This is a genomic window from Azospirillum sp. B2RO_4 (assembly GCF_051124815.1).
Taxonomy (GTDB): domain Bacteria; phylum Pseudomonadota; class Alphaproteobacteria; order Azospirillales; family Azospirillaceae; genus Azospirillum.
This window is the reverse complement of record NZ_CP118487.1, coordinates 133,238-146,629: the sequence shown is the minus strand read 5'-3', so window position 1 is coordinate 146,629 and position 13,392 is coordinate 133,238. Positions and strand designations below refer to the sequence as shown.

Here is a 13,392-nt window from a genome sequence, read left to right as displayed (position 1 = left end):
TGCATTGATGGATGGAAGCGTACGAGCCGGCCGGATCCCACAGGAGTCCGGCCGGCTCTCTTCGTTCCGTCGCATGACGACGCGGCAGCAAATAATTCCAAGCCGGCAAATCCAAAACTGCTCCCAAACGTAGAAGAAAAGCAGCCTCATCAATCGCACCGCGGAGCCCCAGCCCATGACATTTCTGACGGAGACCGGCGCGAGAGGCACCATCCGGGAGACTCCTCCCGGCACCATCCCGCGCGGCGCGGTCCCCATCGACGACGAGGCGGCAAGGCTGGAGGCGCTGCGGCGCACGGGACTGCTGGACAGCGAGCCGGAGCCGGCCTTCGACGATCTGGTCTCCTGGGCCTGCGACCATTTCCGCGTGCCCATCGCGCTGGTGTCGCTGCTGGATGCAGACCGCCAGTGGTTCAAGGCGCGCCGCGGCCTGGAGGTGCAGGAAACCCCGCGCGACGTCGCCTTCTGCCGCTTCACCATCCGCCAGAGCCTGCCGATGGTGGTGGAGGATGCCGCCGACGATCCCCGTTTCCGGAACAATCCGCTGGTGCTGGGCGAGCCGCACATCCGCTTCTATGCCGGCGCGCCGATCATCGACCGGACGGGTTTGGCGCTCGGCTCCGTCTGCCTGATCGACACGGTGCCGCGCAGCTTCGGCATGGTCGACCGCATGGTGCTGGCCCAGTTGACGGTCACGGCGCTGGCGGCCATCGAGCAACGCCATCGCGAAAGACGATAAGGCTGAAGACGGCAGGTTGTTTTTACGCTGCAGTGCACCATTCTCACTGGTTCATTAACGAATTTGACGGCAGGATCGGTGCCGGAATTGCCAGAAGACGATACTGCCCGGAACAGGATGACCATCCCCATGACGCCCGCGCCGGCACTGCCGCCGATCCCGGCCCGCGAGGGCGACCGCCTTGCGGCGTTGCAGCGGTTCGAACTGCTCGACACACCGGCGGAACCGGCCTTCGACCAGATCACGCGCCTGGCCGCCAAGCTGCTGAAGGTTCCGGTCGCCCTGATCTCGCTGGTCGACCGCGACCGGCAGTGGTTCAAGTCGCGGATCGGGCTGCCGGTGCAGGAGACGCCGCGCGAACATGCCTTCTGCGCCCATGCCCTGGAGTCCGACGCCCTGCTGGTGGTCGCCGACGCCCGGCAGGACGAGCGGTTCGCGAACAACCCGCTGGTCACCGGCGATCCCAACATCCGTTTCTATGCCGGGGCGCCGTTGCGCACAGCCGACGGGCTGGCGCTGGGCACCATCTGCGTGATCGACGACCAGCCGCGCGCCGCCCTGACCAGGGAAGAGGAGGAGGCGCTGCGCGACCTGTCGGCAATGACGATGGCGCATATCGAGGCGCGGCGCGCGGTGGGCTATCTGCATCCGGTCACCTCGCTGTCGAACCGCTTCCGCTTCCTTGCCGATGTCGATTCCATGCCGGCCGATGCGGCCGATTCCCGGGAAACGGCGGTGGTGATCGACACCGCGGCCTCCCAGCAATATGCCGAGCTGACCCGCGTGCTGGGGCAGGTCTGCGCCGATGCGTTCGAGGTCGATTGCGCCCGCCGCATCGCCGCCTGCCTGCCGGAGCGGACGCGGCTCTACCATGTGTCGCCGGCCCGCTTCGCCTTCATCCTGGAGGGCGATGACGCGGCGGACGGCGAGCTTGCCTCCACGCTCCATCGCATCGGCACGGCGATCCGCAGCCCCTTCCAGTATCAGGGCGTGCCGATCGCGACCTCCACCGGCATCGGCTTCGTCCACCGGTCGGACAGCCCGCCGGGAAGTGTCGAGCTTCTGCGCGCGGCCACCAGCGCCGCACACCAGTCGCTGGAGGAGCAGAAGCCCTGGTGCGCCTATGACGAGGAACAGGACCGCGCCGCCCATCGTGCCTTCCTGCTGCTGCGCAGCCTGACCGAGGCGATGGGCGCGCAGGACCAGTTGCACATCGCCTACCAGCCCAAGGTCGATCTGCGCACCGACCGCTGCATCGGGGCGGAAGCGCTGCTGCGCTGGACCCATCCGGAGCTGGGGCCGATCTCGCCGACCGAATTCGTGCCGCTGGCCGAACGCACGGCGCTGGTGCGGCCGCTGACCGAATGGGTGATCGCGGCGGTGCTGGGGCAGGTGGCGCACTGGCGCCGGCGCGGAATCGCCCTGCCGGTGTCGATCAACATCTCGATGCTGGATCTCGGCACCGGCGACTTCGCCGACCGGGTGGCGGCGATGCTGGACCGCCATGGGGTGCGGCCGGACTGGATCGACTTCGAGGTGACGGAAAGCGCCCTGATGACCGACCGGGCAGAGGTCGACCGCCAGCTCCACCGGCTGCGCAATCTGGGCATCGCGGTGGAGATCGACGATTTCGGCACGGGGCAGAGCGCCCTGTCCTACCTGAAGGACATTCCGGCGACGGCGGTGAAGATCGACCAGCGCTTCATCCGCGCCATCGCCGTGGAGCGCAGCGACCAGATCATGGTCCGCTCGACCATCGAGCTTGCCCACGACCTGGGCTATCTCGTCGTCGCCGAAGGGGTGGAGACGGCGGAGGCCTATGACTGGCTGCGCCTGCACGGCTGCGATTTCGGCCAGGGCTATCTGATTTCCCGGCCGCTGGCGCCGGCGGCGTTCGAAGACTGGCTGGCGGCGGGCGCCTTCCGGCCCGCCGCCATGTCCGCCTGACCTATTTCGCCGCGACGCAGGCGGCGATGGAGGCCCGTTCGATCTCGGCATAGAGGTCGAACGGGTTCAGCACCGGGGCGCCCAGATCGGCTTCGAAGCGCTGCTGGTTTGGGCTGGCGGTGAAATCCTGCTGCGAATCGTCGCCCAGGTTGGACTGGAAGATTCCGGCGGCGCTGACCGGCAGGAAATCCTCGTAGACCACCGGATCGAAGCGGACGAGGCCGATTTCGATCAGCGTTTCCAGATCGCTGCCCGGCGCCGGCGGGTTGCTACGGCCGGCCTTGGTCAGCGAATAGGCGAAGTAGCCGAGCTCTTGGCGGCGGATTTCGTCCCAGCTGTCGGGAAAGGGCGCGAACACCTCCTGCAGCGCCGCCATATACTGCGCGGCGTTGGAGCCGTCGGCCGCCGGGGCGACGAGGCGGCGGGAATCCTGCAGCAGCGTGTCGTACAGCGCCCGCCCCTTCGGCGTCAGGGCGATACCGCGCTGTTCGATCTCGCCGAAGCGGGCGGTGTGGACGCCCGAGCGCCAGCCGTCACCGTCACTGGCGCGGAAATCGACCGGCTCGCTGAGCGCCTTGAAGGAAGTCTGGCGCAGCAGGATCGGGCAGCGACGGGTCGGCGGGCCTTCCACCACCGCCTTCGGCGCAATGCCCTTTTCCGGCATCATCCGCTGCACCGCGTCGATGTCCAGCGTGCGCGGCGTCAAGTGGTTGATGTGCGGCCCCTTGAAGGACACCACGTCGGCGATCAGCCGGTGGGCGTCATGCAGGCGGTTGTAGAGGTCCAGCGGCACGTTGGCCCGGCTGTGCCAGCGGAAGGTCTCCAGCGCCTCGGCGACGAAGCGGCCGGCATCCTCCTCGTCAAGCCCGCCCTCGGCCTCCGCCTTCTCGATCAGGGCGAGGCAGCCGGGGGTGAAGATATTGCGGCCGGCCAGCACCTGCTCCGCCTCCCGCCGCAACGCTTCGTCGGCAATCAAGTCGAGCCGCAGCAGCGAGGTGAAGACGCGGAAGGGATTGCGGCTCAGCGCCTCGCCGTCCACCGGGCGGAAGGCGGTGGAATGGACGGGGACGCCGGCCTCCGACAGGTCGTAATAGCCGACCGGGTGCATGCCCATCACCGCGAACAGCCGGCGCATGGTCGACAGCTCCTGCGCCGTGCCGAGGCGGATGGCGCCGTGGCGTTCCTCCGTGATGCGGGCAAGGCCGCCGGCAGCCTCCAGCCGGTGGCGTTCGGCCGGGTCGGCAGCCAGCACCGCCGCGTTCACCTCCTCCACCAGCTCGACGAGCGTCTGATAGGCCGGAACCTCGGTCCGATACATCTCCGACATGGCGCTGGAGAACAGGGTGCGGATCGCATCGGGGCCAATGGCGACGGCACGGGTAATCGTCTGGACGCTCATTCCAAATCTCGCTCGCGTTGGCTTGCCGGACCTGTGCGGTCCCTTCCAAGCCTGTGCTATAGCAACGATTTCCCGCGCTGGATTGCGATTGTTTTTCCCGACTTCATGACCAAAGCTCATGACCCTGCGGAGTTGCGGCACTCTGCCGTCTCCGCCAGGATCCAGTCGCGGAAGGCGGCGAGCGGCGGATAGCCCGCCCGTTCCGCCGGCCAGACGAGGTAATAGGCGTATTCGCTCTCCATCGGCAGGTCGAGCGCCGGCACCAGCTGTCCCGACCGCAATTCCTCCTCGATCAGGAACAGCGGCAGCAGGGCGACGCCCAGGCCGGCGATGGCCGCCTGGGACGCTGTGGCGAACTGGTCGAACAGCATTCCATGCACGCCGTCTGCGGGGGTGCCGTGCAGGGTCAGCCAGCGCTCCCACGCATCGGGGCGGCTGGTCAGGTGCAGCAGCGGGGCGAGCCGCAGGTCGGCCGGCTGGCGGAAATCGAAGCGGTCGCGCAAGCCGCGGCTGCAAGCGGGGATGACGGTCTCGCGGCGCAGCAGCGCCATCTCTCCGCCGGGCCAGTCGGGGCGGCCGAAATGGATCGCCGCATCCACCGGGTCCAGCCGGAAATCGAAGGGCGCCATCCGCGTCACCAGATTGATGGTGATGCCGGGATTGTCGGCCAGGAAATTCGGCAGGCGCGGCGCCAGCCAACGTGTGCCGAAGGTCGGCAGGATGGCGATGCTGAGCGTGCCGCCGAAGGGGTTGGCGCGCAGGTTCAGCGACGCGGTGCTGATCCTGCGCAGCGCATCGCGGACCTCGCGCACATAATACTCGCCGCCGGCGGTCAGGCGGATGGTCTGCCGTTCGCGGTGGAACAGCTCGACCTCCAGCAATTCCTCCAGCGCCTTGATCTGGCGGCTGACCGCGCTTTGCGTCAAGGACAGTTCCCTAGCCGCCGCGGTGATGCTGCCGGTGCGTGCCGCCGCCTCGAACGCCGAGAGCAGGGCAAGGGAGGGAAGGAAGCGGCGTGGGCTCTGCATCTCATTCTCGTGCGGAATGACTGGTTGAGCAAACATCACTTGGCCGAAGGAGGTAGGCAAGTCAATGTTCCCAACCATCCAAGGACTGCGGCACGTTCCGCCCGTGGATGCGGCGGGGACGGTGTTTCCCACCGGGAATGATGGGCGTAGAAAAAGCAAAAGCAACTCGCACACAGAGGACCATAGGCGATGCAGAACGATCCGCGGTCGCATGGGCTTTGGGAACGCACCGCACCGGCGGCACCGCCGACCGCGCCGTTGACCGGCAGCGTCAGGGCCGACGTGGTCATCGTCGGCGCCGGCTACACCGGGCTGTCGGCCGCGCTGCATCTGGCCGAAAGCGGCATTGACGCCGTGGTGGTGGAGGCGGTGGAGATCGGTTTCGGCGGCGCCGGCCGCAATGTCGGGCTGGTCAATGCCGGCATGTGGGTGATGCCGGACCAGCTGGTCAGCACCCTGGGCCCGGTTTATGGCGAGCGGCTGATCGAGCTGCTGGGCAATGCGCCCCGATACGTCTTCGACCTCATCACCAAACACGGCATCGCCTGCGAGGACGAGCGCGCCGGCACGCTCCATTGCGGCGTCGGCGCGGCGGGCCTGCGCGAGTTGGAGCAGCGCGCGGCGATCTGGCAGAAGCGCGGCGCCCCGGTACGCCTGCTCGACGCAAGGGAAACGGCGGAGAAGGTCGGCACCACGGCCTACACCGGCTCGCTTCTGGATCTGCGCGCCGGCACCATCCAGCCGCTGGCCTATGCGCGCGGACTGGCGGCGGCGGCGATTGCGGCGGGTGCGCGCATCTTCACCGGCAGCCCCGTCCAGTCAGCAAGCCAGACCGGAGCCAAGTGGGAGGTGAAGACGCCGAACGGGTCGGTCACCGCCGATTGGGTGCTGGTCGCCACCGACGCCTACAGCACCGGCCCCTGGGTCCAGTTGCGCACCGAGCAGGTCCACCTGCCCTATTTCAATCTGGCGACGGAGCCGCTGTCCGAGGCCATGCAGCGGGCCATCCTTCCGGAACGCCAGGGCGTGTGGGACACCAAGTCGGTGCTGAGTTCCTACCGATTCGACCGGCAGGGCCGGCTGGTGTTCGGCAGCGTCGGCGCCCTGCGCGGCACCGGGACGGCGGTGCACCGGGCCTGGGCGCAGCGGTCGCTGGCGGCATTGTTCCCGCAGCTCGGCCCCGTCCGGTTCGAGGCGGAATGGTACGGGCAGATCGGCATGACCAGCGACAACCTGCCCCGCTTCCACCGGCTGGACCGCAACGTCATCGCCTTCAGCGGCTACAACGGGCGCGGCATCGCCCCCGGCACCGTGCTCGGCCGCTGTTTGGCCGAGCACGTCACCGGCAAGCTGCCGGAGGCGGAGATGCCGCTGCCCAACACGCCCACCGGGACGGTGTCGGGCCGCGCCATGCGGGAAGCCGTCTATGAGTATGGCGCGCAGGCGACCCATCTGGTCGGGGCAAGGCTGCCGGGGCGGATTTGACGGTCAAAGGTCCCTCTCCACGCAGCGAATAATCCCCTCTCCCCGGGGGAGAGGGGGGTAGGCACCGCCACCGGAATCACAGCCCCCAGGCGCCGCTTTCCGCCGCGTCGACGACCTGGATGTTGTTCTCCACCGCCTTGACGCCGGGGACGCCCTCCGCCGCGACGCGCACGGCGTCGCGCTGGGACCCGCTGCTGGCGAAGCCCCAGAGCTGGACCACCCCGTTGCGGACGACGATGGCGTCGTGCGAGCGCGAGTCCCAGGACACCTCCCTGACGGCGGCGGCCACCCGCTCCTTCAGCGCGCGGTCGTCGGGGGCGGCGGCCGGGGTGTCCGGCGCGACGCTGGCCAGCGCGCGCAACAGGTTGGCGCGGCTGACGATGCCGACCAGGGCGCCCTGGCGCACCACCGGCACGCGCTTGATCCGCTTGGTCTCCATCAGGCGGACGACGTCCTCCGGCGAGGCGTTCTCGTCCACGGTGGTGACGTGGCTGGTCATCACGTCGGCGACCTTGCGGGCGTGGGACTTGATGAAGTCCTCCGCCGGCAGGGTGCCGCCGGACACCATGCCGAGCCACCAGGAGCGATGACGCTCCGTCCCCAGTTCCACCCGGCGCAGCAGGTCGCCTTCGCTGATGATCCCCACCACCTTGCCGGCCGCATCGACCACGGGCATGCCGCTGATGTTGTTTTCCAGCATCTTGCGGGCGGCATCGGCGATGGTCGCATCCGGGCCGATGGTGATGACGCGCGGCGTCATAAGATCGACTGCCTTCATGGTTTCTCTCCCCTTCGAACTCGTTGGCCGTGATGTCTCCTGACTCATATTGTCATTCGACAAGCACAGCCTAGGAGGCCGACAGTCGAGACCGATTGATCTACAGCAATTCGCGACCGGTCTTTCCGCATGGTGGAAAATACGGGGGGACTATCCGCAATTTCAGGGAGTTGGCAGATTTGCCGACATTGTGGAACCGGCGGCACCTTACTCCACCTCCTCCACTCTCTCGATACCCGACGCTTTCCATCGGTTATTCGCTAATTTCGGCGACCAGCGTGGCGATGGGGTCGGCAGGCGTCTCGGCAGGCGCATCGGCGGGCGGCGCGGGATAGCGGTAGAAGGCATGGCCGCCGATGGAGGTGGTGTGCAGCCGCGCCTCCGCCCAGTCCGGCTTCTGGCGGCGGAGCGCCGTCTGCGTCGGCGGGCTGTAGAACAGCGAGGCACGGGCGGTGGGATCGGGCAGATCGTCGTCGTTCAGCCTCCAGGCCAGCCCGCGCGCGATGCGCAGCGCGTCCTGGTCGGGGGCGAGGCGCGGCTTCGGCCAGGACGGCATGCCGCCGGCCCGGATGACGCGGGCCTGCCGGCGGATTTCCGACAGGATGCGCCGCGCCTCGATACGCGGATCGGCGACGGGCTTCTCCGACTTGCCGGGCTTTCGCCGCGCCTTGGGTTCGACCGAGGGCACGGCGAAGGGTTCGAACTGCCCGGCGGCGACGATGACCCGGCAGGGCAGCGACGGCCGGTCGGCCGAGGCGGCGCGGTTGGCGACCACCCACATCACGGCGGCCATGGCGTCGGCCCCCTCCCCCCGCGCCTCGGCCCAGCCGGCCAACGCCAGACAGCGCCGCTCCCGCTCCGCCTGCCAGGGGGTCAGCATGTAGACCGACGCGCCGATGACGACCGGTTGCTTCGCGCCGCCGCGTTTCGGCAGGTTCCCCTTCACGTCCCCGACGAACCGCGCGCACCCGCTGTCGCCCGGCCGGCAGGCGGCGTCGCTGGCATCGATGACCTGCGCGCCGGCGGCGGCGGGCATCACAGCGGTCGCGAACATCAGGGCTGGGAGGAGATTACGCATCCCGGTCTCTCCGTCGTCGGAAGGGGGACTTCCTTCGACAGGAGGGCGGACGGCAAGTTCCCTGATTCGTCCACGTCCCAGACAGCTTAAGCCTGAGGGCGGAGGATGTACGCCGTTCGGGTCCGGGAAGGGTCGGTCCCCCCGCCGGTTACGCCGGAGAGCGGCCGGCCCCTTCCGGCTTTCCGCCGTCGCCGGTCCAATCGTCGGTCAGATACTCCTGCGAGCGGCTGATCTCCTCGACCTCGGCGCGTGAGGGCGGCTTCGGCACCTGGGCTTGGCCGGAGGTGCGGTCTTCGGTGCGGTCGGGGGTGGATTCGGGGCGGGGGTCGGGGGTGCTGGGCATGGTGGACTCCTTGTCGGTTGGGGTGGAGACCCAGCAAACAGGAGGTGGGCGGCAAGGTTGCGGTGCTTTGGAGTGCGGCGGCAGGTCTGTGGCGAGCGAACGCGTCGCCGCGGTGGTGAGCCAGATTTTCGGCCTGAGCCTTGAGAAATGCAAGCCATGCGGAAGCGGCAGGGCATTCGGTAGCGCGCATTCGCGATGATTTGGCGGTGGAATGAAGGCTTCGATCCCAATAATCGAAGCCCTCGCGTTCAAACGCTCAGACTTGCAAGTTTCAAGCGTCTCACATCTGTGCAAGACGGGTGTCGATGCAGACCTCACCATTCATGAAGTTGCCGTCGAAGGAAGCCAGGAACGCCGTCGCCGCGCCCCTTCCCTGAGATTCGGTGATGCGCCCGATAAGGCCTTACCTCCAAGCGCACACACTCCTTCCTCTCATCAATTTAAAATATGCTTTTTATTCCCTATAGATCGTCTCGTTGCACTATAAAAAGCTGTGCGTTCAAGTGAATTCTTGTCAGCTCCGCAAGCCTATACAGTTCTTTTCTTGGACCTCTTAAGCGTGCAACAGCTTCAGGTCGAAGTGGTTGTGGATTGACGCCATTCTTTCTTAGCATATTCTCCAAATCAGCCACAGCCTCATTTAATGGCCCCTCGCCAAGAGGGCGATTATCCTTATCTAATCCCTTAATGAAATCATCACTTACTGACCGACCCTTTTTTATACGCTCAATTTTAACCGGTTCGTCAGAAAAACGCCACCCCAATGCGGTATTATCATAAGCAACGTGGTGTGGTTCTGCGGTCAGCACGCCAATATCGCGTGGTCTAATAAAAAGCGTATTGTCTATTACTGTCCTTGTAACGTAGTACCTGTCAAAGTCTGCTGTTTGGTGGAAGCACGGAGATGCATAATACACCTCAGAAGATCCGTTATCGTGCCCCAAAAGAAGATCGTGCTGCTTTGAAATGGCAGAAGATCGAATATGCATGCGATAGAACGGTGTCGCCAGACCTATTCCGTGATCCGCGATTTCTTTTGATCGTCTAGTCAGCATTACATCAGGGCGCTTAAACTGAATTTTAACTGGCAGCCCCGGAGAATCGAAAGCTACATCGTAGCCACCATCATCCTGACCCTCTTCAATTAAGGAAGGGAATACTGGAGCCGCTCGCACAGTGGGCCTTAAAGCATACATGAATTCTTCAGTGAGTGCGTATCCAAATGAGAACTCTGAAAAATCAGTTCGCATACTTTTCTCCAGTTAATTCGAATGAGTTTCTATATGCTATATTATTTTTAGAAGAATCCTGTCAATGCAGTCGATATCGGCTAAACTCCACTTACATCACGAATCATCAGGCGAGCAATCTATGTAGACATATGCTTTCTCGGGTATGCCGGATCATAAGTGCTATCCGTTGGATATGCAACCATTCCTCCTGTCGCGCGCTGCTGCAATATAACAGCAGTCGTTTGTTGAGGAAATTTTTGGTTCTCCATCTCTTTTGATGTGAAATAGAAGCGCAAATCTCAAGGGTTGAGCGGTTCCCTCACCCCCGCCGCGCCGCCTCGATCGCCGCCACGTCGATCTTCGTCATCCCCATCATCGCCTCGAACGCGCGCTTGGCCTCCTCCCCACCTGCCGCCAGCGCATCGGTCAGCACGCGCGGCGTGATCTGCCAGGAGATGCCCCAGCGGTCCTTGCACCAGCCGCAGGCGCTCTCCTGGCCGCCGTTGCCGACGATGGCGGTCCAATAGCGGTCGGTCTCCTCCTGGTCGTCGGTGGCGATCTGGAACGAGAAGGCCTCGCTGTGGGTGAAGGCCGGGCCGCCGTTCAGGCCGAGGCAGGGGAGGCCGGCGACGGTGAACTCGACCGTCAGGACGTCGCCCGCCTTGCCGGACGGGTAGTCGGCGGGGGCGCGGTGGACGGCGTGCACGGCGCTGTCGGGGAAGGTCTCGGCGTAGAAGCGGGCGGCGGACTCGGCGTCCTTGTCGTACCAGAGGCAGATCGTGGTCTTGGCGACGGCCATGGCGTGTCCTTTCGCGCTGGAATCCTCCCGGTCCGACACCATACCCCTGTTCAATAGGGCTTCACCACCACCAGCGTGACGATGGCGATGACCCCGGCGATCACCGCCAGCGGGGAAAAGCGCAGCAGCGGGGAAACCGGGCGGACACCGGACGCAGGCGCCGGTTCGGCCAGCCGGCGCAGCCCGGCGGCGAGCTTGCCGTGCAGGGCGGACAGGGCGATGACGAAGATGACCTTCGCCACCAGCCACGGCTCGAAGCCCCAGCCGCCGACCACCACCAGCGCCGGCCCGAGAATCCAGGCGAGCCCCATCGCCGGGGAGGTCACGCGGCGGTCCCAGCGCAAGGCGGCGCGCAGGACGCGGGCCGGTCCCGGCTCGGCGGCGGTCGCGGGGTCGAGCGCGCTGATCAGGATGGCAGCGACGGACATGCCCGCGATCCACACCGTCACCGCGGCGACATGCAGCCCGATCAGCCAGATATACACAACGACCGCCCTTTCGAATGCCTCGTCCGGGCGTCAGGCGCCCAGTTGGAGGATGATCTTACCGCGGCCGTGGCCGGAATCGAGCCGTTCATGTGCCTTGCCGACCTGCTCCAGCGGCAGGACTTCGTCGACGATCACCCTGGCCTGTCCGCGCTGGAACAGCGGCGCCATCTCGCGCAGGCGGGCGCCCTCGCGGGTCAGAAAGGTGCCGTAGAGCGTCTGATTCTTCACATAGAGTGCGTCGAGGTCGCCGGTCGGCGGCAGGATGGTGGCAATGCGGCCGAAGGGGCGGGTCACTTGGGTGCTCATCGGCACATTGCCGCCGGCGGTGTCGAAGGCGGCGTCCACCCCCGCCCCGCCCGCCTCGCGCAGGATCCGGTCCATCACGTCGGTGTCGCGGTAATCGAGCGTCACGTCGGCGCCGAGATCGCGCATCGCCTCGTGGTTGGCCTTGCTGGCGGTGGCGAGCACGCGGGCGCCGGCCGTCTTGGCGAACTGGATGGCGAAGCTGCCGACTCCGCCGGCCCCGCCATGAATCAGCACCGTCTCGCCCGGCCGCACCGCCAGACGGCGGACGATGGCCTCCCACGCCGTGCCGCCGGCCAGCGGGATGCCCGCCGCCTCGATATGGCTGAGGCCCGGCGGCTTGTGCGCGACGATGGACGCGGCGGCGACGGTGTACTCGGCATAGCTGCCGTTGGGATTGCCGAAGATCTCCGGCGTGTAGAACACCTCGTCGCCGGCCTTGAAGCCGGTCACGCCGGGGCCGACCTCCTCCACCACGCCGGACACGTCATAGCCGAGCACCGCCGGGAAGGGGATGCCGGCCCAGCTGCCGGCCTGCCGGATCTTGGCGTCCACCGGGTTGGTGCCCGACGCCACCACCCGCACCAGCAGTTCGCCCGGCCCCGCGACCGGACGCGGCCGGTCCTGGAGTTCGAACACGTCGGGACCGCCGAACCGCGAAATCACCATCGCACGCATGCCGTCATCCTCCGTTCCGGGCGTTGCACTGGGGCAGCAGCAAGGTGGGGCGCCGGCCCCCGGCTGTCCAGCGGGGGAAACAGGATCCCCCTCTCCCCGGGGGGGAGAGGGGACTTCTTGGGGGAGGGTCAGCCGATGCGGAACTCCTCGCGGTGGATCGCCGTCATCGGCAGCCCCTCCGGGCCGATGGCGCCGCGGTACATGCCGGAGCAGTTGAAGGGCAGCGCCACACGGCCGTCGCGGTCGATGGCGATCAGGCCGCCGGAACCGCCGATCACGCCCAGCTCGTCCACCACGTCGCCGGCGGCGCGCTCCAGGCTCTGGCCGGCCCAGCGCATGCGGGCGTCGATCTCGTGGGCAGCGCAGCGGCGGATGAAGTGCTCACCGTGGCCGGTGGCGGAGACGGCGCAGGTGATGTTGTCGGCGAAGGTGCCGGCGCCGAACACCGGGCTGTCGCCGACACGGCCCTTGGCCTTGGCGGTCATGCCGCCGGTGGAGGTCGCGGCGGCGAGGTTGCCGTCACGGTCGCGGGCGACGGCGCCGACGGTGCCGTGGCGGCGCTGCTCGTCCCCGTCGTCGGGGGCGCCGGAGCGGCGGCGCTCCAGCTCGGCCTGCAGGGCGTCCCAGCGCGGCTGGGTGAAAAAATAGGGGGCTTCCTCCATCGCCAAGCCCTGGCGGCGGCAGAGATCCAGCGCGCCCTCGCCGATCAGCAGGACATGTTCCGTGTGCTCCATCACCGCACGGGCGGCCAGGATGGGGTTGCGCGGGCCGAACAGCCCGGCCACCGCACCGGCGGCACGGTCGCGGCCGTCCATGATGGCGGCGTCCATCTCCTGCACGCCCTCGGCGGTGAAGACGGCGCCGCGGCCGGCGTTGAACAGCGGCTCGTCCTCCAGCGCCATCACGGCGGATGTGACGGCATCCAGCGCGCTGCCGCCGTCGGCCAGCACCTCGTGCCCGGCGGCGAGCGCCCGGCGCAGGCCGGCGTGATAGCCCTCGGTCAGGGCCGGAGTCAGGGCGCTGCGCTTGATGGTGCCGGCGCCGCCATGGATGGCCAGCGCGAAGGGCTGCGGATGGGAGAGGGTCATGGGTGCG

Annotated in this window: 13 protein-coding genes; 3 read left to right on the top strand and 10 right to left on the bottom strand. The window is 67.0% G+C overall.

The annotated features are described in order from the left end of the window. Nucleotides 1-175: 175 nt before the first annotated feature. Both PWS46_RS18335 and PWS46_RS18330 read left to right on the top strand, forming a co-directional pair. Entirely contained in the window at nt 176-739 is a 564-nt protein-coding gene (locus tag PWS46_RS18335) for a GAF domain-containing protein (protein WP_434622837.1), read from the top strand. A gap of 129 nt (nt 740-868) precedes the next feature. Beyond that, nucleotides 869-2,686 (top strand): putative bifunctional diguanylate cyclase/phosphodiesterase, encoded by a 1,818-nt coding sequence (locus PWS46_RS18330; RefSeq protein ID WP_434622835.1) that lies wholly within the window; start codon nt 869-871, stop codon nt 2,684-2,686. 1 nt (nt 2,687) lies between these two features. On the opposite strand, the gene hglS is transcribed toward PWS46_RS18330, so the two are convergent. Further along, the gene (hglS, locus tag PWS46_RS18325) at nt 2,688-4,085 is read right to left on the bottom strand and encodes a 2-oxoadipate dioxygenase/decarboxylase HglS (protein WP_434622833.1); all 1,398 of its coding nucleotides are present in this window, start codon (nt 4,083-4,085) and stop codon (nt 2,688-2,690) included. Nucleotides 4,086-4,201: 116 nt separating this feature from the next. Further along, a complete protein-coding gene (locus PWS46_RS18320) occupies nt 4,202-5,113 on the bottom strand; it encodes a LysR family transcriptional regulator (RefSeq protein WP_434622831.1) in 912 nt (303 codons plus the stop codon). A 189-nt stretch (nt 5,114-5,302) separates the two neighbouring features. Between PWS46_RS18320 and PWS46_RS18315 the strand changes: the two genes are divergently transcribed. Beyond that, nucleotides 5,303-6,598, top strand: a complete 1,296-nt coding sequence (locus PWS46_RS18315; RefSeq protein WP_434622829.1) for an NAD(P)/FAD-dependent oxidoreductase — start codon at nt 5,303-5,305, stop codon at nt 6,596-6,598. A gap of 76 nt (nt 6,599-6,674) precedes the next feature. Here the strand turns inward: PWS46_RS18315 and PWS46_RS18310 are convergent, their stop codons facing one another. The 8 genes from PWS46_RS18310 to PWS46_RS18275 form a co-directional block, all read right to left on the bottom strand. Then, on the bottom strand, nt 6,675-7,376 hold the full coding sequence (locus PWS46_RS18310) for a CBS domain-containing protein (RefSeq protein ID WP_434622827.1): 702 nt from the start codon (nt 7,374-7,376) through the stop codon (nt 6,675-6,677). Between the two features lie 253 nt (nt 7,377-7,629). Beyond that, nucleotides 7,630-8,454: a cell wall hydrolase gene (locus PWS46_RS18305; protein ID WP_434622825.1), complete on the bottom strand. Its 825-nt coding sequence runs from the start codon at nt 8,452-8,454 to the stop codon at nt 7,630-7,632. Nucleotides 8,455-8,602: 148 nt separating this feature from the next. Beyond that, nucleotides 8,603-8,797 carry a hypothetical protein gene (locus tag PWS46_RS18300; RefSeq protein WP_434622823.1) on the bottom strand — a complete coding sequence of 65 codons (195 nt, stop codon included), beginning with the start codon at nt 8,795-8,797 and terminating at the stop codon, nt 8,603-8,605. Nucleotides 8,798-9,258: 461 nt separating this feature from the next. Then, on the bottom strand, nt 9,259-10,047 hold the full coding sequence (locus tag PWS46_RS18295) for a hypothetical protein (RefSeq protein WP_434622821.1): 789 nt from the start codon (nt 10,045-10,047) through the stop codon (nt 9,259-9,261). Between the two features lie 301 nt (nt 10,048-10,348). After that, nucleotides 10,349-10,828 carry a VOC family protein gene (locus PWS46_RS18290; RefSeq protein WP_434622819.1) on the bottom strand — a complete coding sequence of 160 codons (480 nt, stop codon included), beginning with the start codon at nt 10,826-10,828 and terminating at the stop codon, nt 10,349-10,351. A 50-nt stretch (nt 10,829-10,878) separates the two neighbouring features. Then, nucleotides 10,879-11,313: a CopD family protein gene (locus PWS46_RS18285; protein ID WP_434622817.1), complete on the bottom strand. Its 435-nt coding sequence runs from the start codon at nt 11,311-11,313 to the stop codon at nt 10,879-10,881. Between the two features lie 33 nt (nt 11,314-11,346). After that, entirely contained in the window at nt 11,347-12,297 is a 951-nt protein-coding gene (locus PWS46_RS18280) for a zinc-dependent alcohol dehydrogenase family protein (RefSeq protein ID WP_434622815.1), read from the bottom strand. Nucleotides 12,298-12,425: 128 nt separating this feature from the next. Then, nucleotides 12,426-13,385 (bottom strand): isoaspartyl peptidase/L-asparaginase family protein, encoded by a 960-nt coding sequence (locus PWS46_RS18275; protein ID WP_434622813.1) that lies wholly within the window; start codon nt 13,383-13,385, stop codon nt 12,426-12,428. Between the last annotated feature and the right edge of the window lie 7 nt (nt 13,386-13,392).